This is a genomic window from Phaeobacter sp. S60 (assembly GCF_000826845.1).
In the GTDB taxonomy this organism is placed as follows: domain Bacteria; phylum Pseudomonadota; class Alphaproteobacteria; order Rhodobacterales; family Rhodobacteraceae; genus Phaeobacter; species Phaeobacter piscinae.
The window spans coordinates 94,267-117,725 of sequence record NZ_JSWJ01000029.1; the positions used below are offsets into that span (position 1 = coordinate 94,267).

The 23,459-nt window shown below is 60.5% G+C and carries 25 protein-coding genes and 1 pseudogene; 4 read left to right on the plus strand and 22 right to left on the minus strand.

The window, feature by feature from the left end; genetic code table 11:
- Positions 1–108 precede the first annotated feature (108 nt).
- The 16 genes from OO25_RS20950 to OO25_RS21020 all read right to left on the minus strand — a co-directional run bounded on the left by OO25_RS20950 (position 109) and on the right by OO25_RS21020 (position 13,682).
- Positions 109–837, minus strand: a complete 729-nt coding sequence (locus tag OO25_RS20950; RefSeq protein WP_040182653.1) for a DUF736 family protein — start codon at positions 835–837, stop codon at positions 109–111.
- 123 nt (positions 838–960) lie between these two features.
- The gene (locus tag OO25_RS20955) at positions 961–1,263 is read right to left on the minus strand and encodes a hypothetical protein (protein WP_040182655.1); all 303 of its coding nucleotides are present in this window, start codon (positions 1,261–1,263) and stop codon (positions 961–963) included.
- Between the two features lie 99 nt (positions 1,264–1,362).
- The gene (locus OO25_RS20960; RefSeq protein WP_040182656.1) at positions 1,363–1,824 is read right to left on the minus strand and encodes a hypothetical protein; all 462 of its coding nucleotides are present in this window, start codon (positions 1,822–1,824) and stop codon (positions 1,363–1,365) included.
- Between the two features lies 1 nt (position 1,825).
- Complete coding sequence (locus OO25_RS20965) at positions 1,826–2,212, minus strand: DUF6878 family protein (RefSeq protein ID WP_040182657.1); 387 nt, start codon at positions 2,210–2,212, stop codon at positions 1,826–1,828.
- Positions 2,213–2,333: 121 nt separating this feature from the next.
- Positions 2,334–6,596, minus strand: coding sequence for a strawberry notch family protein (locus tag OO25_RS20970; protein ID WP_040182659.1), 4,263 nt, complete (start codon positions 6,594–6,596; stop codon positions 2,334–2,336).
- A 102-nt stretch (positions 6,597–6,698) separates the two neighbouring features.
- Complete coding sequence (locus OO25_RS20975) at positions 6,699–6,851, minus strand: hypothetical protein (RefSeq protein ID WP_024099307.1); 153 nt, start codon at positions 6,849–6,851, stop codon at positions 6,699–6,701.
- A complete protein-coding gene (locus OO25_RS23055) occupies positions 6,841–7,005 on the minus strand; it encodes a hypothetical protein (RefSeq protein ID WP_009819683.1) in 165 nt (54 codons plus the stop codon). The genes OO25_RS20975 and OO25_RS23055 overlap by 11 nt, the downstream gene beginning before the upstream one ends.
- 94 nt (positions 7,006–7,099) lie before the next feature.
- Positions 7,100–7,618 carry a type II toxin-antitoxin system YhaV family toxin gene (locus OO25_RS20980; protein WP_024099306.1) on the minus strand — a complete coding sequence of 173 codons (519 nt, stop codon included), beginning with the start codon at positions 7,616–7,618 and terminating at the stop codon, positions 7,100–7,102.
- Complete coding sequence (locus OO25_RS20985; RefSeq protein ID WP_005668772.1) at positions 7,615–7,941, minus strand: type II toxin-antitoxin system PrlF family antitoxin; 327 nt, start codon at positions 7,939–7,941, stop codon at positions 7,615–7,617. Before OO25_RS20985 ends, OO25_RS20980 begins: the two co-directional genes overlap by 4 nt.
- A 124-nt stretch (positions 7,942–8,065) precedes the next feature.
- Entirely contained in the window at positions 8,066–8,719 is a 654-nt protein-coding gene (locus OO25_RS20990; RefSeq protein ID WP_024099305.1) for a hypothetical protein, read from the minus strand.
- Complete coding sequence (locus OO25_RS20995) at positions 8,719–9,312, minus strand: hypothetical protein (protein WP_024099304.1); 594 nt, start codon at positions 9,310–9,312, stop codon at positions 8,719–8,721. Before OO25_RS20995 ends, OO25_RS20990 begins: the two co-directional genes overlap by 1 nt.
- 72 nt (positions 9,313–9,384) lie before the next feature.
- Positions 9,385–11,367 carry a ParB/RepB/Spo0J family partition protein gene (locus OO25_RS21000; RefSeq protein ID WP_024099303.1) on the minus strand — a complete coding sequence of 661 codons (1,983 nt, stop codon included), beginning with the start codon at positions 11,365–11,367 and terminating at the stop codon, positions 9,385–9,387.
- 156 nt (positions 11,368–11,523) lie between these two features.
- Positions 11,524–11,913: a DUF3768 domain-containing protein gene (locus tag OO25_RS21005; protein WP_024099302.1), complete on the minus strand. Its 390-nt coding sequence runs from the start codon at positions 11,911–11,913 to the stop codon at positions 11,524–11,526.
- Positions 11,914–11,999: 86 nt separating this feature from the next.
- Positions 12,000–12,209, minus strand: coding sequence for a DUF6330 family protein (locus OO25_RS21010; RefSeq protein WP_040182663.1), 210 nt, complete (start codon positions 12,207–12,209; stop codon positions 12,000–12,002).
- A 23-nt stretch (positions 12,210–12,232) separates the two neighbouring features.
- Positions 12,233–13,171: an ArdC family protein gene (locus tag OO25_RS21015; protein ID WP_040182665.1), complete on the minus strand. Its 939-nt coding sequence runs from the start codon at positions 13,169–13,171 to the stop codon at positions 12,233–12,235.
- 40 nt (positions 13,172–13,211) lie between these two features.
- Positions 13,212–13,682: a hypothetical protein gene (locus tag OO25_RS21020; RefSeq protein ID WP_024099298.1), complete on the minus strand. Its 471-nt coding sequence runs from the start codon at positions 13,680–13,682 to the stop codon at positions 13,212–13,214.
- Between the two features lie 292 nt (positions 13,683–13,974).
- Here OO25_RS21020 and OO25_RS21025 point away from each other — a divergent pair, with 292 nt between their 5' ends.
- Positions 13,975–15,177 carry a Fic family protein gene (locus OO25_RS21025; protein WP_024099297.1) on the plus strand — a complete coding sequence of 401 codons (1,203 nt, stop codon included), beginning with the start codon at positions 13,975–13,977 and terminating at the stop codon, positions 15,175–15,177.
- Positions 15,178–15,389: 212 nt separating this feature from the next.
- Here the strand turns inward: OO25_RS21025 and repC are convergent, their stop codons facing one another.
- From repC to OO25_RS21045, 4 genes are all read right to left on the minus strand, one after another.
- Entirely contained in the window at positions 15,390–16,445 is a 1,056-nt protein-coding gene (repC, locus tag OO25_RS21030) for a plasmid replication protein RepC (RefSeq protein ID WP_024099296.1), read from the minus strand.
- Between the two features lie 238 nt (positions 16,446–16,683).
- Positions 16,684–17,652, minus strand: coding sequence for a plasmid partitioning protein RepB (repB, locus tag OO25_RS21035; RefSeq protein ID WP_024099295.1), 969 nt, complete (start codon positions 17,650–17,652; stop codon positions 16,684–16,686).
- Entirely contained in the window at positions 17,652–18,851 is a 1,200-nt protein-coding gene (gene repA / locus OO25_RS21040) for a plasmid partitioning protein RepA (protein ID WP_024099294.1), read from the minus strand. Before repA ends, repB begins: the two co-directional genes overlap by 1 nt.
- A gap of 341 nt (positions 18,852–19,192) precedes the next feature.
- Positions 19,193–20,101 carry a recombinase family protein gene (locus OO25_RS21045; RefSeq protein WP_024099421.1) on the minus strand — a complete coding sequence of 303 codons (909 nt, stop codon included), beginning with the start codon at positions 20,099–20,101 and terminating at the stop codon, positions 19,193–19,195.
- Positions 20,102–20,327: 226 nt separating this feature from the next.
- Between OO25_RS21045 and OO25_RS21050 the strand changes: the two genes are divergently transcribed.
- The gene (locus OO25_RS21050; protein WP_040182667.1) at positions 20,328–21,407 is read left to right on the plus strand and encodes a hypothetical protein; all 1,080 of its coding nucleotides are present in this window, start codon (positions 20,328–20,330) and stop codon (positions 21,405–21,407) included.
- A gap of 280 nt (positions 21,408–21,687) precedes the next feature.
- On the opposite strand, the gene OO25_RS22870 is transcribed toward OO25_RS21050, so the two are convergent.
- Entirely contained in the window at positions 21,688–21,882 is a 195-nt protein-coding gene (locus tag OO25_RS22870; RefSeq protein WP_123618725.1) for a hypothetical protein, read from the minus strand.
- Positions 21,883–21,985: 103 nt separating this feature from the next.
- On the opposite strand from OO25_RS22870, the gene OO25_RS21055 reads away from it, so the two are divergent.
- A complete protein-coding gene (locus OO25_RS21055; RefSeq protein ID WP_027238623.1) occupies positions 21,986–22,648 on the plus strand; it encodes a L,D-transpeptidase in 663 nt (220 codons plus the stop codon).
- A 48-nt stretch (positions 22,649–22,696) separates the two neighbouring features.
- Here the strand turns inward: OO25_RS21055 and OO25_RS21060 are convergent, their stop codons facing one another.
- Positions 22,697–22,981, minus strand: a complete 285-nt coding sequence (locus OO25_RS21060) for a hypothetical protein (RefSeq protein ID WP_040182668.1) — start codon at positions 22,979–22,981, stop codon at positions 22,697–22,699.
- Between the two features lie 182 nt (positions 22,982–23,163).
- Here OO25_RS21060 and OO25_RS21065 point away from each other — a divergent pair.
- A pseudogene (locus OO25_RS21065) lies at positions 23,164–23,459 on the plus strand (cation-transporting P-type ATPase); the annotation flags it as partial.

Genomic DNA, 23,459 nt, shown 5'->3' on the forward strand with positions numbered 1-23,459 from the left:
CCAGATCGCAAGCGGGTGGCGTCCTTCACGCAAACAGATATGGAAAAAGGGGAACCGTGATCCCACGGCTCCCCTTTGGGTTCAGATCGTCTCGCCCTCGCGCGCCGATTAGGCGACCAGCGACAGCCCCGCGCCTGCGTCCTGCGGCTGCTCACCGCTGTCGATGAACGGGATGATCGAGAAGGTCTGCCCGCCGCGCTGCTCTTCGTTCTGCACGGCGTTGACGCGCAGGTCGCCATCAGGCGTGTTGATCAGCAGCGACAGGTAGTCATTGCCCGTGCGGCTGCTTTTGGCCATCCACGCCGAGCCGACGCGGATCGGTGTGCCCCGGGGCGAGCTGACCTCGATCCGGTAATCCGGGTGGGTCTCCTCGGATTTGTAGCTGTTCTCAATCAGCATGAACTCCAGATCGAACATCATGTTGGCGATGTAGCCGGTGAAGGCGTTGTCAGCGTCCATGGCGGTGAGCTCGCCCGAGATCGAGCCGGATTTCATCAGGCCGTTCGAGACCAGCGGGATGATCTCGAACTCCCCGCTTTGGGTCGCGCGCGCTTCTTTCGTCTGCACCGCGTTGACCCGGAACGGACCCAAGCCGACATCGATCTGCATCGAGATGTAGGGGTTGCCGCTGGTATTGCCGGTCTCGTTCCAGGCTGTGCCGATGCGCACCTTGCGGCCTGATTTGTTGACTGCCGTCACGTCAAAATCCGGGCTGCGTTCGGACATCTTGGCCCGCGCCTCCAACTGGATGGCGATGTCAAAGCGCGTCGAGTGGATCATGCCGGTGTACTGAGCGGCTGCGGTCTCGACATTGCGAGTGAGGGTTCCTGCGAACATGGGATGGTTCCTTTGGATTGGCCGGTGTCTGACGTCCTTGCCAGCGCATCCGGGATTGCTTTCTCGACCCCTTGAGGGATCACAAATCAGAAAGCCTGCTTTCCTTTCAGCCCCGCCCACTGGTCAGAGCTGCCGTCCGAGTGGGAATGCCCCCGCGCCTCCGGGTGCTACGCCCCTCCCCTGCCCGTCTGGTCTTGATTGGTTGCCCGGATTTTCTGCGGCGTCCTTCGATTGCGCGACGAAGAACTCCGTTTCTTTTCCGTTCAACCGGTGCCCGCCCCGGTCGGTCAGACCGATGCAGCTACCATTCGGCACATAGGTGATGAGGTACTGACCGACCCGGTCCTTGTGGACAACGTAGCCGGTATTGGCCCAATGCACGGTCTGGCCGGCATCGACGGCGGCCTTGATTTCATCGAGTGTCATGTGAACTTCCTCAAGAAGAATGGTGGGGAAACGACGCAAAAGTCCGATCTTCCGACCGGGCTTCCATGCAGCATTTGTTTGGCCAACGGCCGAGAGCAGTCAGGCGCTTTGCGTGGCTTGCGTCGCGCGCGCCGCCATCCAATCCTTCAGGCCAAGAACCGTTCTTCCGGCGGCGACCTCGGAGGCCCAGGCAACCCTTGGGTCACCGCAGGGCTCGGAGCCGGCATGCCGGTCGATGTGGCCATTGGCCATCCATGGCTCGGGCTGTATCCGTCGCAGCCAGTCCGCCATGCTCGGGATGCGGCCTTGGCAGTCTTCGCGGATATGCTGTTCGCCGATCCAGCGCACAGGAATGTCCCGACCTGCGCTATTGGTCAGGGTCAGGCCGAAGACACGCTCCGCTTCGAACAGGCCTTGAGCGTGGTGGCGCATGGCTCGGTGCGTGAAGAGCGCGAGATGCTCTTTCGAGGAATCGAACCAATCGTGCACAGCCTGATAGTCAGACGGCACCCCGCCGAATTTACGGGCAGAGCTTTCAGCATGATGAAGCGGATGGGCCATCTCACAGCCCCTCGTCATAGCTGTGCGAGCATTCGACATAGCGGTCCGCGTGATTGAGGGTGATGCTGTCGTTGCGCAAGTCCCAGGTCAGCGTGCCGTAACCGCCCTCGTTGTTTTCGAACCCCGGGTGATGGTGATAGGCGAGCGACCAGGCGAAGTCGCCAACCTCTGTGGCAAGCGGCTCCGGCAGTTGGACCTCTGCAGGCTGCACCGTCACATCCTCGACATTGCCGGAGTCGCCATAACCTTCGTATTCGGCAGTGACCTCGCTGATGCCAAGCGCGCGCAATTGCGCGATCAGCTCCGCTCGGGATGCCTTCAAGGTGGTTTCACGCTCTGCACGCCACTGAGCCGCCAGTGCGGCATAGTCGATCTGGGGATTGGTCATGGGTCCGTCCTCTTGTCTGCAATTGGGGGGCCGGGCTTGGCATTGGTCAGCGCGCGCCCGGAACGCGCAGACCGGGCAAACCCCGATCCGCGACGCCCGGCCCAAAGCCTTCTTTGACTTTTCAGGCGGCTTGTTCTGCAGCTCTAGCGGCTCCCTGCCCGACGATCCGAGCCAGAATGCGGCCCGTGTCGATCCCGTCTCCATGCGGCAGGAACACCCGCAGCTGGAAGGCGATGATCTCGGTGAAGCAGCCGAGGGCCTTGAGGCCATCAATCATGCCCCTGTCAACGCCGCACAACTCAAGGCGCATCTCGCCTGCGACACGGCGACGGGTCAGGGTGAGACCCCGGCCCAGATCGACCGGCGCAGTGGTGCCGAGGGCGGCGGTCAACATCTCCTGCGGTGTTTGCGGGTTGGACACGAGGAAGCGGGCGCGCAGCGCGGCCGCCCCTTCCTCGCTCAGCGTGCGCCCGATCATGGCGGTCGCCCCATCGGGCGTGACCCGGTAGATGCGCTCATTGGTGGTCGGAATATCCTTCCAGATCGGCAACAAGAGCCCGGTCAGCAGGTAGAGCTTGGTTGTGGTGGTTTTTGGCAGGGACGCTGCCTCGGCATCCCAAAGCCATGCGAACTCAGGCTTGCCGATCTCTTCCCAAGCCGAGGACTCAAACCGTGCCTCTTCGAGATAGCTCGACCCGTTTGGCCGCACCGCCTTGCGCATCAGCGTGACAGTGTCCTCGTCATACATCTGCATTGGCCGCGCCGAGATGAGCGCCGCGCGACCCGACGCGCGGTTGACCATCGGCAGCTTATCGAAATTGCGCGACAGGGCGTCATCCGCCGAAAGCACATGGACCGGGTCGGTGACTTCAAGTCCAATGATCCGCGTCACGGCGCCGGATTTCGGGCAGGTCCAGAGATCCTCTGTGGAGACCTGTTCGATCTTTTCGCCACGCAGAGTTTCCACGCCGAGATCGAGCGTGCCGGCCGCGCGCGCGCGCTCAGACTGATCAGCGATCCGGCGCATGAACTCGGCAAAGAGCGCGTTCTGCATGTGGATGGGAAGGGCCAGAACCCGGTTCAGAAACCGCTGGATCGGGGGAAGCTCCTCAAGGAGCACCCAGTCCTTGTCGATCAGCCGCAGGGCCGTCCAGTCGGTGAAGCTCTCGTAGCTCATCGCCTCAGCGCGTCCGGCGGCAAGATCGGCGAAATACCCACGTAGTGCGGCCCGCGCGATCGGGCTTTCGAGATTGTCCTCCTCCCGGAACATGCCTTGCGAGCCGGTCTCGCGCTGACCCTTCGTCAGGGCCCCCAGCTGGTCGAGGCGTTTGGCTATAGTCGAGGTGAAACGCTTTTCGCCATGCACATCCGAGGTGCAGACCCGGAAGAAGGGCGCGCTGACTTGGGCAGAGCGATGCGTGCGGCCGAGCCCCTGGATGGCCGCATCGGCGCGCCAGCCGGGCTCCAGCAGGTAGTGCCGCCGCCGTTTCTGGTTCTTCGCCGTTTGCGCCGCATGATACGACCGGCCCGTACCGCCCGCATCGGAGAAGATAAGGATATCCTTATCACCGTCCATGAAGGCTTGGGTTTCGGATGAATTGCTGCTGGCGGCGCGCTTTTCGATGAAGAGATGACCATCCTCGGCCTTGAGGGGCCGGATGGACCGCCCCGTGACTTCTGCCACGGCCTCGTCGCCAAAGGCCCAGAGGATCTGATCCAGCGCCGAGGGGATCGGCGCCAGCGTCATCAACTCCATCATGGCCGCGTCACGCAGAGCGAGCGCCTCGCGCGAGACGACCAGCGCGCCAGTTTCATCCCGAAGCGGCTCAGCCACCATGTTGCCGTCGATCTCCACGAGCTTTTGGGCATGGATCGGAAAAGTCTGTTCGAGGTAGGCGAGAACATAGTCGCGTGGCGTCAAGGCACCCTCGACGAGTTCATCCTCCGGGTCCATCGCCTCAAGCCGACGCTTCAGCAGGCTCTCGCCTGTCGAGACAACCTGGATGACGCAAGCATTGCCTGCCGCCAGGTCGTCCTTGATCGCACGGATGATGGTCGGGGCTTTCATGCCCATCAGGAGATGGTTGAAGAAGCGCTGCTTCGTGCTCTCGAAGCGGGACTTGGCCGAGGCGCGAGCGGCCGAGGCATTGGTCTCTCCCGAAGCATCATTGACGCCGGTCGCAGTCAACGCAGCCTCGAGATTTTGATGAATCGTCCGAAACGAAGTCGCGTATGCGTCGTAGATCTCGATCTGGGCCGGGGTGAGCGCGTGTTCGAGCACATCGTATTCCACGCCATCAAAGCTGAGGGCGCGCGCCGTGTAGAGGCCGAGCGTCTTGAGATCGCGCGCGACCACCTCCATGGCGGCGACACCGCCGGCTTCCATCGCCGAGACGAAACTCTCGCGGCTCGGAAAGGGGTATTCGGGGCCCTGCCCCCAGAGCCCCAGCCGCGCGGCATAGGCCAGGTTGTGCACACTCGTGGCACCCGTGGCCGAGATGTAGAAGACGCGAGCGCGGGGTGCTGCCAGTTGCAGCCGCAGGCCCGCAAGGCCCTGCTGGGAGGGTTTGACCCCCCTGCCCTGCTCAGACCCGGCCGCGTTCTGCATGGCATGGGCCTCATCGAAGGCAAGAACGCCGTCAAAGTCTGCGCCCATCCAGTCGAGGATCTGGCTCAGTCGCGTGGTGCCGCATTTGCCCGCAGACCGCAGCGTGGCGTAGGTGACGAAGAGGATGCCACAGGTCACGGTGATCGGCTGGTCCGGTTTCCATTTGGAGAGCGGCTGGATGTCGGCGGGCGAGCCGCCGAGATCGGTCCAGTCGCGGATCGCGTCCTCGATAAGCGTGGCGGATTTGGAGACCCAGATCGCCTTCCTGCGCCCGGAAAGCCAGTTCAAAAGGATCAGCCCCGCGCATTCGCGTCCCTTACCGCAACCGGTGCCGTCGCCGAGGAAATAGCCGAGGCGATAGGCCCATGCGTCCGGGTCATCATCAGCACGCGTCAGCTTGGTTTGGTCGTCATCGATCATAAACCGCCCCGGCAGATCACGCCCATGGGCATCATGTGCCATGATGATGGTTTCCAGCTGCGCCTCGGAGACGTGACCCTCCTCGATCAGCTTCGCGGGCAGGCGCAATTCCGCACTGGCCGCGCCTGAGGGCACCGGCGGCGCGACAGAGGCCATGGCGATGCTCTCGACGAGCGGCGTGGGATGTTCCTGCGCACCCGCGATCTCGATCCGCTGCGGCCGGTAGCGCGCATAGATGTCAGAGATGGGCGTGTTGTCGCGCGGGGTCTGAAGGCTTGTGAAGCTGAGCGGACGGACGGTATTGGGCCGTGGTTTGGAGGCGGCGACAGGCGAAGCGGCGGTCTTGCGCGGGGCAGATGATCGAACGGTCGGTCGCGCTTGAGGGATCGCTTCAGCCCGCTGGGCGGGGCGCATCTCGATCCGGGTTGCGGCCACGGCATCGACATATGCCAAGGCTTCCTCCAGATCCTGAACCGCGGCGCGGATGAGTTCGCCATCGTCCTGCACCTTGTCGAAGACCATCAGCTGGGTTTCGACAGAGGTGCCGAGCTTGCGGTAGACCTGCCCCGGCATCGTCAGCGCCAAGCGCGGCGTCAGAAGACCGCAGGCCCGCGACCAATGCGCGGCATCGCGTTCGGGCGTGAATCCTGGCGGCATGATCGCCACCAGCCGCCCGCCGGGTGCCAGACGCTTCGCAGACGCGATGAGATGCTTGGCGGCGATGTGTTTGTCCCGGGAACGATCGACCGAGGAGGCGAAGGGCGGGTTCATCACCACGACGTCGGGTAGAACCGGCGTTTGCAGCAGATCATCGATATGCTCGCCGTCATGGCCCGTCACCTCGCCGCCGAAAACCGCGCGCAGGAGGCGCTGGCGAAAGGGGTCGATCTCGTTGAGCAAAAGCGTGGCACCGGCCCGGGCGGCAAAAGCGGCCAGTGCACCGGTGCCCGCCGAGGGCTCCAGAACGGTCTCGCCCTTGCGGATCGCCGCGGCCCGCACCGCCGTGGTCGCGAATGCCAGCGGCGTGGAAAACTGCTGCAGACGGATCTGCTGCTCTGACCGGCGGGTTTCCGTAAGGAGACGTGAGGCGAGGAGTTTTGCGTTGGCGATGTCTGCTGTGGCACCGGCCCCACGCAGAAGCACCTGGATGGCCGCTGCCTGCATCATGTCATAGGCCATGCGCCAGTCCCAGGCGCCACCGGCATCGCTGCCATGAAACGTCTCGCGCATGATACGCGCGAGCGCTGAACTGCGCAGGGGCTGGTCATCGACCTCCGTGCCGATTTGCGCGAGGGCAGAGGCGAGATCGGCTTCGGAGATTGCGAGAGCCGGGTTGGCCGTTCTGGGTTTGGACATGGGGATTTTCCTTTGGATCAGGGTCTGAGTTCCAAAGGACAAAAAGCCCGCTTTCGCTTTTCAGGGTGACGTAGTCAGACCGCGCTGACCTCCAAGGCTTGGTCAGGACTTGGGTTCGACCTGCCGCTTCGCATCAATCAATGCCTGTGCGGCCTGCATCACCTGAACCTGAGATGTTCCCGAGCGTGCATCCTCCAGCGTGGCCTGCACCTGCGCGCAAAACCACGTGTCATAAGAATTCGCTTCAGCGGCCACGGAAATGCTCCTCGAGCCCGATATCCAGCAGCTTGCCGAGGTCATCGGGCATGTCTGCAACGCGCACAGCAATTGGGAAACGGTGCCCCGTCAGGTCAGGCGCGCATTGCTCCTCTAGACCGAGGTGCTGCCTATCCTTTTCCGTCTCATTCATTGTGCTTTCTCCGACCGCATTATCAGCCGATGCTACATCTTCGAGCGTGGCGTCGTAAATGATGTTGCCAAAGGGTCATAGCAAGCTGGCCCACTTACCGATCGGGCACCGCTTCAAGGGATTTCTCGAACCGCTTGCCTGCCGCTGCAGCTTCTTTCAAGAGCGCGTCGAAATTGTCAGGTGGGTTGCCATCTTCCAGCATCCCTTTGAACGTCGCATAGGCATCCGTCTTGCTGCCATAGGCGCGCAGGGTCTTGTCGTCGTTCACCCATGCCACCACGATGACCTTCGCATCGCTGTTGAACCGGTAGAACAACCGATACTGCTGGAAGAATTTCGCCCGGAACCAGTGCTTGCGGTGATCGCCTAGTGTGCCGCCTTGCCGGAAAGCGGCGGCACCCGGATCTGCAGGTATGGCCTCGGTGACCAGCTTGAAGATGGCGGCCAGCCGTTTCGTTGGGTTTTTCTTGTGCCAGGTCTTGGGATCGCGAGCCTTACGCGCCTCTACCTCCTCGACCAGCCCTTCGAGCTGGTCCAGAAAGAGTGGGTGCGCATAAATCGACCATCCATTCACGACAAGGGGCGCTTGGGCGGGCACGCTATCGCCGCTCATTCATCCTCGAGCGATAGCGGCGCATCGAGATCGACATCAACGTCTCCGACCAGTGCTGCAAGACGGTCATGCAAAGCCCCATCGAAAGCCCGAATGCGGTCCGGATGCGCCTTGATATCGGCCTCGACAAAATCGAGAAAGGCTCCGAGCACGGGATCTTCCTCGTCGCTGCGCACGGGCTCGATATAGACCCTGCCACTCGGCTCGGTGCAGTAACGAATCTGGTCGCCCTTGCCCAGCTTGAGCTGTTTGCGCACACCCGCCGGCACGGTCGTCTGATACCGATCCGTGAGTTTCGAGACATCTTGTGCGAGGGCTGTCATGGCAGTCTCCTGAAGAAAAGGGGCTTTGCTGCCCGCGATAGGTAATGCATTTGCATTGCCTTGTCAAGACAAGCCGCAGCATCTGCTGTCGCCGGGCAGGTCGATGAACCGTCCGGCGCAGGACCTAATTTCGCCCCGCCAGGAACTCCGCCAGCACCGGGCTAGCCGCACCTTTCGTGGAGCTGAGCAGCTCCGAGCCCGCAAGCGAGGCCTTCGACAGGCGTACGAGCCCACCAGTTTCCTCGATGCGGTAGCAGCGGCGCTTTTGCCGCCCGCGCCTGTAGTGGGTCGCGGTGACAATCTGGCAGGTACTGCCATCGGTGAGCGTCACAGGGGTGGCGAGCTTGATCTTGTCGCCTTCCTCGTAGTCCGGGATCGCAGCCCAGTCCTGGCAGCGCTGGCGCCAGGCATGAGCATAGCTGTCTGGGTCTTTCAGCTCGGACAGCAGGGCCAATAGGCTCAGTGGCGCGCGGGATTCGACCGGTCCCGCGCTTTCCTCCATGTCCTTGTAGCCCCAGCAGCCGTCATCATATCGGGTAAGGAATACGGCGGCGAAAGTGATGGAGCCATCCGCATCGGTGACATAGGTCGTGTCTTCGACAGGGGTGCCGTCGATATTTGTGACCTTTGCCGCCGCGTACCAAGTCGAACCCACCTTGCAGGCTTTGACCAGTTCCGTCTTGCGCCTTTCGCCCTCGAAGGTGCACAGCCGAGCAATCTCCGCTTTCTCATCCGCGTAGGTCTGGACGCGGCCGTCGGTGTAGAAGAGCCAACCCATCACGCCGCCCTCCGGTCATCGATTTCCATCAGCGCATCGAGCGGCACGCGGTAGGGCTGCATGGCGTCAAAATCCTCGCAATTGCCGCAGTTCTGTACGATCGCGAAGGTGTCGCAGGCATCCTTGAGGATGACCCGGAAGGTGCCGCCGAGGCCTGACGGCACCTCGTAGGTCCCGCCGATGAGATAATCCGAGGCCCGGCGCACGAAGACGCGGATGCTGTGGCCATCGGTGGCGAGCCGGATCGCCCCCCGCCCCCGGTCGATGAGCACCTGCACGTCATCCAGGATGTCGGTATAGAACTGGCCGGTCAGATCGCGAAACGCCATGCGGCGCTGCGCCATCCAGTCGGTGTCCCGAAACGGGTTCATGCCGTCGGCGAAAGCGAAGGAGGGATCGGCCTGTTCGGTGGTGACGATACGGGTGGTCGTGCCATCGATGCCGTTTGAGCGCAGATGCACACCATTGCCGACGATGAGGATCAGGGCGGGCCTGTCCACGGGCCCGTTCCAGTTGGGCAAGAAGGTTTTGCAGGCGCGCGCATGGGCGATCTGTTCCGCAACAGCGGACGCAGAGAACTTGAGAATAGCCATGAGGATGTCTTTCGGTTGGGTGTGGGAGGGTCGACCCGCGCGGGGAATGCCTCGCGCGAGTCGCGTGAGGACTCAGGCCGCTTGCGCGACCTCGCTGTCAGGCTCGGGGGTTTCCGCAGCGGGCTCCGCCTCATCACAGGCGACACCGGCGGTCTGCATCATGGGCGGGCACCAGGTGGCCACGGCAGCGCGCTGCGCGTCCGTGAGTGTGGCGAAAGGCTCGGCGAAGAGCTTGTCGCAGAAGGCGACGATCTCTTTCTTGCTCGACGAGGCGAGCGTCACCGCCTCTTGGGCGAGACCCAGATCCTCGCCGAGAATCTTCAGGAGCCAGGCCTTCTTGAAGCGGTTGAAGAGCGCCGCATTCGGCGTCCAATATGCGCGAATGTCGGGCATGATCTCGATCTCGAACGCATGCATCAGGCTGTCGCGCCGAGGATCCCGCGCGAAGCAGGACTGCGTGGTGCTGGCGGTGGCATAGGCCACGAGCTTGGCCTTCTCGCCTGCCTCCAGCGCGCGAAACGCCGCGAACTGATCGGCGGGCGCGCGGGTGTCATCGAGCCAGGAGAGATCAAGCGCATCATGCGCCGCCGCCACCTGCTCGAGCGAGGTCTCGTCGATCTCGTCCATCTTGGCATGGCTGCGGTATTCCTTGCGGGCATCGATCTTGATCGCCTGCGTGACACTCATTCCGCTGGCCAGAACGTCACTGACCAGCTTGAAGAGCGTCAGATCGAGCGTGGCTTCCGGATGCAGCGCCATCGCGGCGCCAAGGGCCATGGCCCGCTCGGTCTTGAGGTCCTCAGCCAGCGAGGCTGGATAGGTGATTTCGCCGGCGTCCGGTGCCTCTTCCCCCGTCGGGTTGACCGACGAGCCGCGCGCGCCTTCCACTTTCACGGTGTCCTCGGGGCGGACGAGGCCAACATGGAGCGTGACCTGCCCACCCTGCCACGACGCGATCACCCCGGACCGCGCGAGGTCCTCGGCGCTGTAGGCCTCCTGCAGATCGCGCACTTCTTCTTCCAAGGCGTCCACGCGCTCGTAAAGGGCATTGTAGGCACCGTCCTCGAGCCCCTCATCCTCCATCTCGAGCTGCAGCTTCTCGAGTTCTGCGGTGATCTCATCGATGCGCTTCTGGGCCGCTTCATCCGGCTCAATCGGGCCGGGATAGACGCGGCCATAGTCCGCCATGGTCGCGTAATCATAGCGGACCATCGCATCGGCCCAGGCAAAGCCCAGCCTCATACGGGCCTCTTCGGCGGCGGCACCGAGCTTCTCGAGCAGGATGGTCTCGACCAGTGCTGCATCCTCAAGCACGGAATGCTCTTCCAGAAGGTCAGCCGCGACAGCACCGCCCCGCGCCTCGTAGTCCGCGCGCACAAAGGCCCCAATATCATCGCTGACCTGCACGCCGCGGGATTTGAGGGCCTGACGGACGGTGTAGGCCTGCAGATAGCCGCCGTCTTTCGTGAGCGCCTCGAAGACCTCGCGCTGCGCCTCCTGGCTCGGGTGCTCGGCGAAGGCCTTCATCGTGTCGAGCGTGATCACCTTGCCCCGGGCTGCGGCGCGGATGTCGGGGTGGATAAGGCCATAACGCAACCGGCCTTTCACGGCCGCCACCGTGGCGCCGAAGGTCTTTGCGATCGTCTCGGGCGTCTGGCTGTCGACCTCCATCATCCGGGCGAAAGCCTCGAACTCGTCGATGGCATTCATCGGTGCCTGGGTGATGTTCTCGGCGAGCGACAGCGCCGTGGTGACGTCGCAGTCGTCTGGGACAAGGCGACAGTCGACCTTGGTTTTCGCCATGAACCCCTTGGTGGCCTTGTCGGCGACCAGCTCCTTCAGCGCAGCATGGCGTCGGCCACCGGCGAGGACAGCATATTTGCCGTCAAGCTTCTGGACCAAGAGCGGCTGGAGCAGGCCCAGCACAGCGATGCTGGCCTTCAGATGCGCGATGTTCTCGGGGTCATAGGTTTCCGGCGCGTTGCTGCGCACATTGGCGGGATGCGGGATCAGATCGCCGATGGCGACGGTAAGGGGAGCAAAGCTTGTGGTCATGGGATATCCTTCCAGGAGGGTGAGGTGTGGCCCGCGCGCTCACGCGCGTGACCAATCCCCGGCTTCAGGGATCACCAAGACAAAAGGCCCACTTTCCCTTTGAGGGGTCAGTGGGCCTTGAGTTTTCAGATCGACACTTTGGGAAGCCCTCCTACCCTACCAGTCACGCGCCAGCATGATGGTCAGCACGCGCATGGTTGTGGCAGGATTGTCCGGGGTCTCGGCCCCGTAGCGGAAATCCGAATCTGCCTCATAGAGATCGATTTTCCAGAACACGGTCTCGCCCCGGATCTCGACCGCGCCAAAATCGTGCCATCCCTCGGGATCATTCTCAGGCTCGAATGTATCGAACGCACCGGTGGCCTTCACCGCCTCGGCCATGAAGCCGTCACCGGCCTCCATAAGCGAGCGGGTGACATGCATTCGGCCCTGGGTGGGCTGCGCGGGCGCCACTCCAAGGCACGCGAGCTTGCGAAACGCGTCGTTTTGCGCCGCGATCACGGTCGGATCCGGACGGTCTGGCTGGGATTGAACGGTCATGGACATGGGATCTCCTTTGAGAAGTTGAAACACCCTTCCCAAAGCCCGCTTTCACTTTTCTGCTTGGCGGAAGGACCGAAGCAGAAGGCGCCTTACCCGAACAGCCCTCTGGCTCTGTAGTTCGGGTTGGGGATGGTTTCGATCCAGCCGCCCTGTTCCTTGATGCTCTCGAGTGCCGCCGAGAGCGGGTAAGCGCCCTCGGACGGGCTCCACCAATAGGCACCGCGTTTGAAGGTGATGATCTTGCGGCGGCCGTCTTCGAAGCAGGCCACCCGCAGCGTCTTGGGTTCCTTGCGTGACATGCGAGTCTCCGTTCTCCGTGTGGTCAGGCGGCCTCGGCACTGCGCCCTGCCCTACCCGCCTCAGATTGTGCGATCAGATAGTCACAGGCGCGCTGCGCATCCGCGGCGTGCTTGAAGATCGCACCCTTGTCCGACCGAAGAACGCGCAACCAGTTGTGGAGGTAGGCGGCATTCATCTCGAGCGTATGCGCCGTGAAGCCGAGCGTCTGACCCAGGAACACCGAGGTCAATTCCGCGACGATCTCCTCGCGCGCATAGGACGTGTTGCCAAACTTCGAGAACCCGAAATCACGGTTCAGCCGATGCGGGGCTTTCGTGGCATGGGCCAGCTCATGGGCCCAGACCCCGTAGAAATTGCGCGGGTCCTGGAACCGCGTGATGGACGGCATGTAGACCTTGTCCACGGGCGGCAAATAGTACGCCTCCGTGCCCGTGAAGACGGTTGTGATGTCGATCGCATCAAAGAAGGTCTGCATGTGCGGGATGGGCTCGGACGGCGCATGCTCGGGCACGGGCTCCGGGTCAGGGTAGAAGCTGTCGGGCAAGCCCTCGATCTGGCAGGCATTGAACACACGGTAGGATTTCTGGAAGCGGAAGATACGGGCTTCCTCGGAGTGATCATCCCCGTCGCTGTGAACATGCTCATCGCCGGCGTCTCTCCGGCTTTGACCGTAGTAAACGACGACAGAGGACTTCTCGCCCTTGCGGACCTTTGCGTCCAACGCATTGGCCTGCGGCAGCGTCATCCAGAAGGGAGAGCTGTGGCCCGCCATCACGGTCCGCATCGTCAGCAGGAAGTTGTTCACTCCCTGGTAGGGTTCTCCGCCCACGCGCAGGGGACGAGAGCTGCCACCTGCGGTCCATGGCTTGCGCCACGGCAGGACGCCGCGCTCGATGATGCGGATGATTTCGTTTGTGATGACCTCGGAGGCATCGAATTTGGGCGTGCGGGATCGGGCCATGGCTGGCCTCCTTTCGAGTTTTGGTGAGAGTAAGTGGTGATCAGGCTGACTGATGGGACCGCGGATCGTTGAGGATCCTCGCGCCGAGCCCTTCGACCATGTCGATGTAGGTGGTCAGCGAGACGGACTTGCCGGAACCCGAAGGTTCAGGGTCAACCGATCCGTCCCGCGCCACGCACGGCAAGTTCGCGAAGGCGATGACGTCACTGATGGGTCGGATATCGATGAACGGGGTTCCTCGTGCGACCGCAAGAGTGGCCAAGGGAAAGCGCTCGATCAGCGCGAAGGTCGAAACGGTGGTCCAGCCGAGATGGATGAATGTCCCGCCCTCTCCGCAGATCACATGCGCGTTTGGTAATGACGCGGCCTGCTTCAGATAGCCGAGATCACGCAGGACGGTCTGGCGTTCGAGCCGCTGTGCCAGCAACGTCTGGCCAGTTCGGCGCAACTCTCTATGCCGCCACCACGAGGCAGCGGTTGCGCGGAGCACGCGCAAGACACCTGTTTGCATGGGAATGCCCTTCATCAGGAAAGACAGACCGGAATCCGGCCCGGACCCATCTGAGGGACCCCAAAGGTCCTCATCCGTCAGTCACAAAACCCGAAGAACACTTTCTCTTTTTTCGGCCCCTTTGGGCACACAACAAAACCGAAAAGCCCGGCACATCTGCCGAAGCCATTGATTTCATGCAGCAATTCTAGATCGGCAACCAAGATCGGCAACGCATATCGGCAAAACCTTGCTTAAAAGTACAAAATGTGTTTATTTTTCAATTACTTTGCAAACATGGAAGATCGGCAAAATGCTGGAAACACCCGCCAGGATCGAACCCTGCTTCTTCGAGGAGCATATTCCGACAGAACTGGCAGACCTTTCGGTCGACATCCAGAGGGAAGCCACCGGGCTGGGACAAGGGTTGCATCCTGACAGCGCAGCCGAACTTGCCGATCTCGTCCGTGTGATGAACTGCTACTACTCCAACCTGATCGAAGGACACAACACGCGCCCCCGCGACATCGAAAGGGCGCTGGCTGGCGCCGAGCTTGAGGAAGAAACCCGTCCCCTCGCCCTTGAGGCCCGGGCGCACGTCATCGTTCAACGGGCCATCGACGAGATGCATCGCAAGGGCACCCTGCCCCGCCCCACATCCGTCGAATTCCTGACTTGGGTCCATAAGAGCTTCTACGACGAGATGCCGGATGAGTTTCGGGTCATCGAACATCCCGACGGCACACAAGAGCCCATCGTTCCGGGACGCATGCGCCAGGATGATGATCGGGAAGTTGCGGTCGGGCGCCACCTACCTCCTTCATCGTCGCGCGTCGCGGCATTCATGGACCATTTCGACAAACGATTTCAGATTGCGGCGCGGTCTTCGAGCGGACGGATCATCGCGATCGCCTCTGCGCATCACCGGCTCAACTACATCCACCCTTTCCCGGATGGTAACGGCCGTGTCAGCAGACTGATGTCTCATGCCATGGCCCTCACAGCGGGGATTGGTGGCCAAGGGCTCTGGTCCGTATCACGTGGGCTGGCCCGCGGGCTAACCGATCGGGGCGAGTACAAACGGATGATGGATCTGGCCGACAGTCCACGCCGCGGAGACCGCGACGGACGGGGGAACCTGTCAGAAGCGGCACTGAAGACGTTTAGTGAATGGTTCCTAAAGGTGACGCTCGACCAGATCACCTTCTCAGCAAGATTGTTCGATCTCGGCGGACTAGACCAACGGTATCGTCGTCTTGTTGCAGATACCATCGATGACAAGCGAGCGCCGGAACTAATCTCGGCGGTTCTTCGGCATGGGGCACTGGAACGAGGCGATGCGCAGATTGTGCTCAAGACGTCCGAGCGTACTGCTCGCAACACGCTGAGTAAACTGACCGCCGCCGGATACCTGAGGTCCGCCTCGCCGAAGACGCCGGTTCGGTTGGCGTTTCCGTTGGATTATCGAGAGCGGCTCTTTCCAAACCTCTTTGGAGACGGTGACCTCCCACAATAACTTTAGGCATTTAGGGTGTAATGCCTGGCCGCCGATTTCTTCCATGGGCGGCCAGATTTTCATCAAGGCTTGCTCATGTGTCACTTGTCCACCGCGGTGGACATCTGCTGGTCTGAGATAAACTGAAGAACCACCACGCGCCGCTATGTGCGTTTGGACAGTTTTGGTTGCCACAAGCGCCGATTCTCGTTCGAAGTCCACCGCGGTGGACATTAGACAGTTCGCTCATTGTTTTCGGACAGTCGCTTGATCAAAGCTAATGGATCAAATTGGTTTTGCCTTTGACCCAGGGTGATACTGTGAAAATACGCTGCAAAATCCCTGATGCGTTTTCCAAGCTGTAGCATGATGAAGATCGCGCATGACGCTTTCTGAGCTCCTACAGCATTCTTGGCTTTCTCGAAAGTCTCTGGGTGAATGCCCATCATGGGTGCAAGTGTTCGAGCATGGTTTTCAATGTCCAACCAGTTTCTAAGTCTCTCTGTGGAGAACGATGTCGCCTGATCGCAGACTGAGGTCAGCAAGTCTGGTTTCAGGGCCTCAAGGCCTATGTTGCTATCTAAATCTTTTTTTTCTTCTTCAGACTTAGATTGATGCCGGACAGTTTGTCCGTCATTGGCGGGCAATTCCATAGTTTCAGGCGGGTCATCCGGGGTAGACAAACTCTGGCATTCTGCATCTGTATTGGCGAGCAGAGCGTGGTATTCGGGGAGGCTCAGCTTCCTGCGTAGAGCTTTCCGTGCGTGGTTGATGAATGCGTTGCTAGGATCGTGCTCTTCCAAATGGGCGAGCTTTGTAAGGATCTGTTTGCGGACAAATATCCGATCTCGCCGGTTATTCTCCATCTCTTGCGCGATGGCTATAAGCTCGCTCGCACGTTGGAGCAGGGGGGTGAGAGACAATCCATAACTGATGCACTCCCCGCCGGATGAGCGAACGCGGTAGCGCTTTCGGTTCGAGCTGTCATTGCGCTTGATGAATCCGAGTTCAACGAAGCGGTTGATGTGCCTCCGGAGTGTCCGTTCGTCGATTCCGCCAACGCGCTGGCAAAGTGAATCGTTAGACGCAAAAACCGTTTCGCCATGGCCAGGTTTCAGAAAACTGAGCATTGCTTGAAGTGTCTGTATGTGGCCAGGACGTAGACCAAACACGCTGCGTGCATCTCTCAGGGCTCTGAAGATGGTCCAGACGTCGGTTTCAGATGGGGGAAATGAGCCGCGGGTTGCATCAGCACCTGCGGCTTCGATCGAGAGTTTTGTAAATGCCATGGCTTGTTCACGACGACCGTTCGGCCCACAACTTCCCCGTCTCTTTCCTCGAATTTTCGCGGAAAAAGGCAAAAAATATCAGTCCACCGAATCGGTGACTCTTGACCGGTATGCTGGAGGTTGCTACATCAAAGATGCTAATCAGATGATGAGGGCTCTCCAGGGGAAACTTTGGGGGGCTCTTTTCTTTCGGGTCTTCGCTTTTCTCCTCTGCTCGTGTTGCTCTGTGTGGCCTGGGTTAGGACCCAGAGCCTCTCTCATTCCGCCACTGTACGAAGAGTTGCAAAAGCGTAGCTTCCGCGTGCTCTTCGAGCCATTGGCCGAATTCTGGATTGTCCTTCTTGGTGACCTTGAGCGCGATCGCCTTCTCATCGATTGTCAGCGTGCCCAATGAACTGCCGTTCTCATCATTGATGACCGAAGTCAGCCCACGATTGGGCGGCTTCTTGTCGCTACGTGCTTTGCTCGAGCAAGCCGAATAGACCGCTTGGAACTTTTCGGAACTAGGAGTGTCGTCGGGCAGGGCGGCGAGCGCCTCTTTGGCGATGTCCACCAAATCTACCTTCACCGACAAGGCAGCTAGATCACCCCACTGCCGTCGTCCGATCCCATGTGCTGGCCCGATGAGTTGAACAAGACCGTCTGGCAGTTGTTCTATGACGACCCTGTGGTTGGATACGCCTTGCCGGGTCAGACCTAGAGCATCTTGAATGACACCGGGTTTGTACCCGGATTCTTGCATCTCTTTGATAAAAAGAGACTTTTCTATAAAAGACGGATCAAGCCTGAGGTTGTTCTCCTGGCCTTGAGCGATCAGAGATGCGTCATCGTCCAAGGTTCGAACAATTGCCTTGACCGTTCCACCGACCTTACGGATCGCCGCAAGCCTGCGGCGGCCGTAGATGATGCGGTATCTGTCCGGTTGGGCTGATGGACGGACCATGATGGGCACTTGTTGGCCATGCTTGCGAATGCTCTCGGCCAACTCATCGATACTGGAATCTTCCAGCACCAACCGATCGCGCAGCCCATCCATGTCAATCTGATCGGGTTCGATATCGCGAATCGAGTTTGCTGTGATCTCGCGCAAAGAGTCGCGCAATCCTCCAACAGATCCCGGCAGCTTTGCCGCTTTTGGCGGGGTAGGGGAGGGGGCTCCGCTCTCCGTCTCATTCCTTGGAGGCTGGTTGAAGATGTTTCGGGCCATCAGCGACGCCCCCATGCCATTTGGATCGTCTGCTCTAGCTCATCGCCAACGCCATTCACGCTGGTCAGGGCGCGATCAATTGTCTTTCTGATGAATTGGCTTGGATCGACTTCGTAGACGGTCTGCTGGGTCATCCCCGCGTCGGAGATCGCCGTAGACTTCAGCATTGGCTCTGTCATGACCTGACCTGCCAGAATTGATCTCAGGTAGCCTGCCATTTGGGTCTGCGGACCGTCCGACGGTTCATATCTGGTAATCAGGAACTTGACAAAATCCCATGTGACACGCCGACCGATGGCTTCCTCCACGGCCTTGACCGTTTCTGAAGCAAGCTTCAGGAATTGGCTCATGGATGCGATGTCAAGCATGCCAGGTACCACGGTAACCAAAAGCCCCGTCGACGCTGCCAGCGCAGTCAGGGTTAGAAACCCAAGCTGAGGCGGGCAGTCGATCAGGACGATGTCGTAGTTTGCCTCAACCTCTTCAAGCGCCAAGGCGAGGCGCTCTGCAAAGATGGGCTGTACGCGACGGGCGAGAGCGTTTGCGGTCTCGGTTTCGTACTCCGAGAGCATCAAACCGGCGGGCACCATGTCGAGCTTATGGAAGTAGGTCTTTTGGATGACGTTCGAGAGAGGAACTTGGTCCTCATATCTCAAAGCATCATAGATTGTGCCGCCATCGGCGAACTCAAGCTCGGGCCGAAAGCCGAAAAACGTGGTCAAACTTGCTTGCGGATCGAGGTCTAGGACCAGCACGCGGTAACCGCGCAAGGCATACCTTTGCGCAAGATGAATCGTTGTAGTAGTCTTTGATGAGCCGCCTTTGAAGTTGACGACGGATATCACCTGGAGACGATCGCCATCACGTCGACCTGGGCGGTAGCTTTCTGCGTTCTTTCCAGTGCGTCCAAGAACATCGCGCAACTCATCAATCTCTTGGGCTGTGTAGAACCGGTGTCCGCGGTTGTCTGTATGCACTTCCGGGAAGCTGCCGTCCTTGTGCCGGTTGCGCAGGTTAGATGTGCTTACGCGCAGGAGGCCGGCGACTTCGGTGGAACTGAAGCGACGTAGGGACTTTCGTTCTTCGGGTTCGAAAGCGATCTTCATCTGGCGATCCAAAGACTCAGCCAGATTGTTGGCAAATGCTCCGATATCGGAAGAGCCTATGCCTTGCGTGTATCCAATGTTACGATCATCCATGTCCTGCCGCCCACTCTCGGCCTCTGTTGAGGCTCTTAGTCATTCTGACGGTGTACAGCGTGTCTGACGCGTTTTGCCGTCAGAATGGGAATGCCACGATCCAGTGAGTCCGGCAAGAAGAATCTAAATGTAGTGTGAAAGTTATCCACAACACCTATAGGTGTTGTCGTGTAAAAAACTCAGCAAGTCATTGATATAGATATATTAAATGCAGATCTAACCAAATCGAGCCGCTACTCTGTTGAGTTGGCATATTAGCAGCTAACCCCAAGCAACTAATGGCACTTTCTGCCTCCTGCGGAGTTTTCTCCCGGTGAAATTTTTTGGATTCGGGTCAGAAGCTACATCTGATTTTGGCTCGATTCGTACGGCATGAGGCCAAGTCGTTCCGCCCGCTCCAACAGCATTTTCACCGAAGACGGCTGCCATCTTGTTCGGCCACGAGGCGTGCGTTCGCGCATCGCTTCCAGCCGGGTGCAGATCGCCTGAAGCGTGATGTCGGGGTCCGCGCCCTTGATGCCGGCGACGATGGCGGGCAGACGGTCGTCGGTTTCGCGGCGCCCGGCGCGGGCTAGCACCTCGGCCGGCAGGAAGCCGTCGCCGACATAGGCCTTCACAGCGCGCAAGAGACGGCTTTGGGTCCAGCGACGCGCCTCGGGCAAGGGGCCGTTGATGATGCGCACCACGTCTTCCCAGGCCAAGTCGGGTCGCAACCGGCGCACATGGGGCACCCAATCTTGTGCCGTCTCGTTCAGACGCTCCATGTAGCCGTCTTGTCGCGCCAGCCGTACTTTGCGAAGAGCAGCAGGGTCTTTGGCCCGCAGTCCAGGGTTCCCGCCGACCCGGCCCTTGGTACGGGCGCTCGCCAGCCCTGCTTTGGTACGTTCCCGGATCAGCGCCCGCTCGAACTCGGCCGCGGCGCCCAGAACCTGCAGCGTGAACTTGCCTTGCGGGGATCCGGTGTCGATCGGGTCCTGAATGGAACGAAAGAACGCCCCCTTGGCCTCCAACCGTTCGATCACCTCGAGAAGGTGCGACAGAGACCGTGCGAGCCGGTCGATCCGTACGACAACCAGCGTGTCGCCCTTGCTAATGCGCTCCAGCAAGCGGGCAAGCACCGGCCGGGCACGATTGCCGCCTGAGGCGTGCTCTTCGAAGATCTCGACGCATCCCGCAGTTTGCAGGGCCTCAGACTGGGGCAGGGGGGTCTGATCCTCTGTGGATACGCGCGCATAGCCTATCAGGGGCATGAAAATCGGCCGTTTGCAATTTCATATACCGTTACTAAACGACCGTTTGTAAACGAATGCAACCGCTCTCTCTGTGGTGCTGCTCATCAAAAACCCCTTGGATTCCATACGCTGAGCGCGATCAGAGAAATCTCGCAGACCACCGAGCGCGCGTGCTATATAAGGTATGCAGGCGCACTCTGACAAAACACTTGGGTAAAATGCAAAAGTGCCGTATTTTGCACATATGAAGCCTCAAGTTTCCACGCAGTATGATATTTTTGACGACCCTCTAGTGGATGCGGAGGGGCTCGAAGAGGCGTCTGAGGACGACCTGTGGTTCCTGCCCGGTCCGATGGAAGTGGAGCCGGAATATCTGCCGCCCGGACCGAGGGCAGAGCTGCGTGAAACCGCAGTCCTCGACGATTGGCGGAAGGCAGAGGCAGGCAATGCCGCCCATCTCGCCCGTGTGGCTGGCCGGATTGGCGCACTGGATGACCGTCTGCACCGTGGTCCGGAGGGCTGGCGGCACAGGCTCGCGCTGATGGAGGCGGCAGACCTCAGCTGGTTTGCAGGCGACCGAATTGGCCCGGATCGGCTGGCGCTCTGGATATCCATGCGCTTGTCCGGCGTGCAGGACGACACCGCAGCGCTCGCGCGTGTCGGATGGGCAGTGCGGCGTCTGACAGGCGGTCCCGGCCCAGGGGTGGACCTGTCCGCTTTCCTCGATCGCCGTGACCCCGAAAACATGGCGGATGAAGCCGAGCCCTTTGCGGATCGCGCGGGCGGTTGGCTTGACCTGATGGCGCAAGCCGCCGACCTGCACCCGATCACACGCGCCTGCATGGGGTTTCACCTCTGGAGCCTTGCGGGCCTCGGGCAACAGGGCGACCGGATGGAAGCGGCGGTTACCGCCGCACGCATTGCCGCCAGCGAAGGCCCGAGTTCGAATGGGGGGGCCATCTTTGCGCCTCTGGCTACACGCGGGGCAGGGGGGCTGCGCGCCAGTGGCCCATCGGCTGAGCGCTTAGAGCGTTGGCTCGAGGGAATGGAAACAGCATGCCTGACAGCAATGCGACACCTCGACGATATCCAGGCATGGTCAGCTCGGGCGGAAACCATGATGGCCCCGCTCTCTGGCAAGACACCACCAGCATTGCGCGCCGTGCTGGCCGAATGGCCCCTCGTCTCCGCCCCAATGGCCGAGACCCTGACCGGTGCCAGCCGCGCCGCCGTCCAGCGCAACCTCGTCTGGATGGAAGCGCGGGGTTTGATCTGCGAAGTGACCGGGCAGGGCCGGTTCCGGATGTGGCGCACCACGACCTAAGAGATGAGCGTCATCGCTCGGTATCCTGACGGGTGCGTGCCAGTCGGCCAAAGTTCCGGTAGGAGGAGGCAAAGCCCGCCGGAACCTTGGCAATCAAGGTGCTCGAATTTGGAGATACTCCTCGCCAGTGCGCAAGGCCGCTGTGGCCGGCGCTTCCGTGCGGTTGTGCCTTCACCATCTATGATGACTGGTGAAGGCGGCGAGCAAGACGCCCGGTATTTTGGACACTGCGCGGCCCTGTTTGTCGTTGCTGCTTTGCCTGCCCCCGTCACCGTGCAAGTCAAAGTTCACCACACTGCCGTTCGCTGCTCAGGCGAAGCGGGCGATATGGCCTTCCTCCATAGCCAGCTTCGACAGGATCTGACTCTGCAGCAACCGTGGTCTCGGGAACAGGCCGGGTCAGGCTGGGCGGCGCGCCGATCTTTTCGTAGTAGCGGATGGTAAATTGCGGATCACAAGGATCGTGTGTTTTCACGAAAATATGTCCTTGAACCTCTAGCCACTAGAAGTCCTATCTAATCAAAGTGAACAGATACCGTTCTTGCCATAGATTCTGGTGGGAACCGAAAGGGTAAGACATGCTGACAAGACGACACTTCATTCAAACAACAACGGCGCTATTCTCCGCGTCTGTTTCCAGCCCCCTGTTGGCCGATACCTGGCCCGCCGAGGCACAGAAGGCTGAATGGGACGCGCAAGTCACGCCGCCCGGATTCGATCCGGCCACGTCAAACCCTTGGGGCCTACACCCGCGCTTTTTGCCCCAGCGCGTGGTCGCGAAACCCGGACTCGTGCCAGGAGACATCCATGTCGATGCGGTCGCGCGGTATCTCTATCATATCGAGGAGAGCGGGACCGCAATGCGCTACGGTGTGGCCATTGCCCGGGGCAACCTATATGAGCCTGGGGTCTACACGATCAAACGCAAGGTGAGGTGGCCGCATTGGACACCGACCCAGAACATGATCGAGCGGGATCCGGAAAACGCACGATGGGCCGACGGGATGGAACCCGGCCCCGAAAACGCTTTGGGATCACGAGCCATCTATCTGTACGTCGGAGACCGCGACACTTATCTTCGAATACACGGCACGCCCTATCCGAGAAGTATCGGCGGTCGAGCCAGTTCGGGTTGCGTGCGGATGGTCATGGCTCACATTAACGAACTTTATCCCAACGTTGAGATCGAATCGACGGCACATTTGTACTCGGCGGAGGACAGTGTCACCGCGCGAAGTTGAGTGTGGTGCGTAGGTCTGAGGCGCGTTGATCCAACGTGTGGCGCGTCCTCAAGCTTCGCGTGCCACGCAGATCGGATTACCGTTCGCCGTGCGCAACGGCAGCAGCGTCGTTTCGACCGGCCCGCTATGTTCGTACCAATAGCAGCCGTCTTCCGGCACGAGGCGCGCGGTTGCAACATCCTGATCCGGAGCAGCCATCGCAACCACAGCTTCGGGAACGTTGCCCGTCTGGTCTGCCGTGTCGTTCGGCCCTGTCGGCTGGATGGCGCATCCTGTCGTGAGCAAAAGCGCCACCGCAACCATCATTTTTTGCTTCAGCATCAAAACCTGCATCGAGTTTCCTTTCCTTTCTGTTTTTCTTAGTATCGGCTCTTTATGCCTCACGCCGTGATTGAGGCTGTCGTCGGACCGTCTAGCAAGAAAACAAACGGAAATACCACCGAACTTTTCTCTTGAAGCTCTAGCTACTGTAGGGGCTATGTCATGACAAAGCACCCGAATCCAGAGGTCCGTTCATGCCGTCCGACACCCACCGCCACGATCACGATCACGCCGAAGATGCCCAGGCAAGCGGCGGCAGTTGCTGTGGTAGCGCCGGAACGTGCGGCGACATCGCACCGACGACGCCCGCCCCAACCGGCGGGCGCAGTTTTCAGGTGTCCGGCCTCGATTGCGCCGAGGAGGTCGCGATCTTGAATAAGGTAATCGGCCCGCAGATCGGCGGGGCCGAGCATCTCGCGTTCGATGTGATCAACGGGAGGATGACCATTCTCGACAGCGCAAAGAGTGTATCGGACGACGAAGTTGCGGA

Excerpts from the sequence above, each read along its gene's own strand:
- OO25_RS20995 (WP_024099304.1), bottom strand. The coding sequence starts at position 9,312 with ATGGCTATTCTCAAGTTCTCTGCGTCCGCTGTTGCGGAACAGATCGCC.
- OO25_RS21055 (WP_027238623.1), top strand. The coding sequence starts at position 21,986 with ATGCTGACAAGACGACACTTCATTCAAACAACAACGGCGCTATTCTCC.
- OO25_RS20980 (WP_024099306.1), bottom strand. The coding sequence starts at position 7,618 with ATGAGCGGCGATAGCGTGCCCGCCCAAGCGCCCCTTGTCGTGAATGGA.
- OO25_RS21020 (WP_024099298.1), bottom strand. The coding sequence starts at position 13,682 with ATGCAAACAGGTGTCTTGCGCGTGCTCCGCGCAACCGCTGCCTCGTGG.
- repA (WP_024099294.1), bottom strand. The coding sequence starts at position 18,851 with ATGGATGATCGTAACATTGGATACACGCAAGGCATAGGCTCTTCCGAT.
- OO25_RS20990 (WP_024099305.1), bottom strand. The coding sequence starts at position 8,719 with ATGGGTTGGCTCTTCTACACCGACGGCCGCGTCCAGACCTACGCGGAT.
- OO25_RS20950 (WP_040182653.1), bottom strand. The coding sequence starts at position 837 with ATGTTCGCAGGAACCCTCACTCGCAATGTCGAGACCGCAGCCGCTCAG.
- OO25_RS21010 (WP_040182663.1), bottom strand. The coding sequence starts at position 12,209 with ATGTCACGCAAGGAACCCAAGACGCTGCGGGTGGCCTGCTTCGAAGAC.
- repB (WP_024099295.1), bottom strand. The coding sequence starts at position 17,652 with ATGGCCCGAAACATCTTCAACCAGCCTCCAAGGAATGAGACGGAGAGC.
- OO25_RS20960 (WP_040182656.1), bottom strand. The coding sequence starts at position 1,824 with ATGGCCCATCCGCTTCATCATGCTGAAAGCTCTGCCCGTAAATTCGGC.
- OO25_RS20965 (WP_040182657.1), bottom strand. The coding sequence starts at position 2,212 with ATGACCAATCCCCAGATCGACTATGCCGCACTGGCGGCTCAGTGGCGT.
- OO25_RS20985 (WP_005668772.1), bottom strand. The coding sequence starts at position 7,941 with ATGACAGCCCTCGCACAAGATGTCTCGAAACTCACGGATCGGTATCAG.
- OO25_RS21050 (WP_040182667.1), top strand. The coding sequence starts at position 20,328 with ATGAAGCCTCAAGTTTCCACGCAGTATGATATTTTTGACGACCCTCTA.
- OO25_RS21005 (WP_024099302.1), bottom strand. The coding sequence starts at position 11,913 with ATGTCCATGACCGTTCAATCCCAGCCAGACCGTCCGGATCCGACCGTG.
- OO25_RS20955 (WP_040182655.1), bottom strand. The coding sequence starts at position 1,263 with ATGACACTCGATGAAATCAAGGCCGCCGTCGATGCCGGCCAGACCGTG.
- OO25_RS21000 (WP_024099303.1), bottom strand. The coding sequence starts at position 11,367 with ATGACCACAAGCTTTGCTCCCCTTACCGTCGCCATCGGCGATCTGATC.
- OO25_RS20970 (WP_040182659.1), bottom strand. The coding sequence starts at position 6,596 with ATGTCCAAACCCAGAACGGCCAACCCGGCTCTCGCAATCTCCGAAGCC.
- OO25_RS23055 (WP_009819683.1), bottom strand. The coding sequence starts at position 7,005 with ATGAATGAGACGGAAAAGGATAGGCAGCACCTCGGTCTAGAGGAGCAA.
- OO25_RS21045 (WP_024099421.1), bottom strand. The coding sequence starts at position 20,101 with ATGCCCCTGATAGGCTATGCGCGCGTATCCACAGAGGATCAGACCCCC.
- OO25_RS21025 (WP_024099297.1), top strand. The coding sequence starts at position 13,975 with ATGCTGGAAACACCCGCCAGGATCGAACCCTGCTTCTTCGAGGAGCAT.
- repC (WP_024099296.1), bottom strand. The coding sequence starts at position 16,445 with ATGGCATTTACAAAACTCTCGATCGAAGCCGCAGGTGCTGATGCAACC.
- OO25_RS21015 (WP_040182665.1), bottom strand. The coding sequence starts at position 13,171 with ATGGCCCGATCCCGCACGCCCAAATTCGATGCCTCCGAGGTCATCACA.
- OO25_RS21060 (WP_040182668.1), bottom strand. The coding sequence starts at position 22,981 with ATGCAGGTTTTGATGCTGAAGCAAAAAATGATGGTTGCGGTGGCGCTT.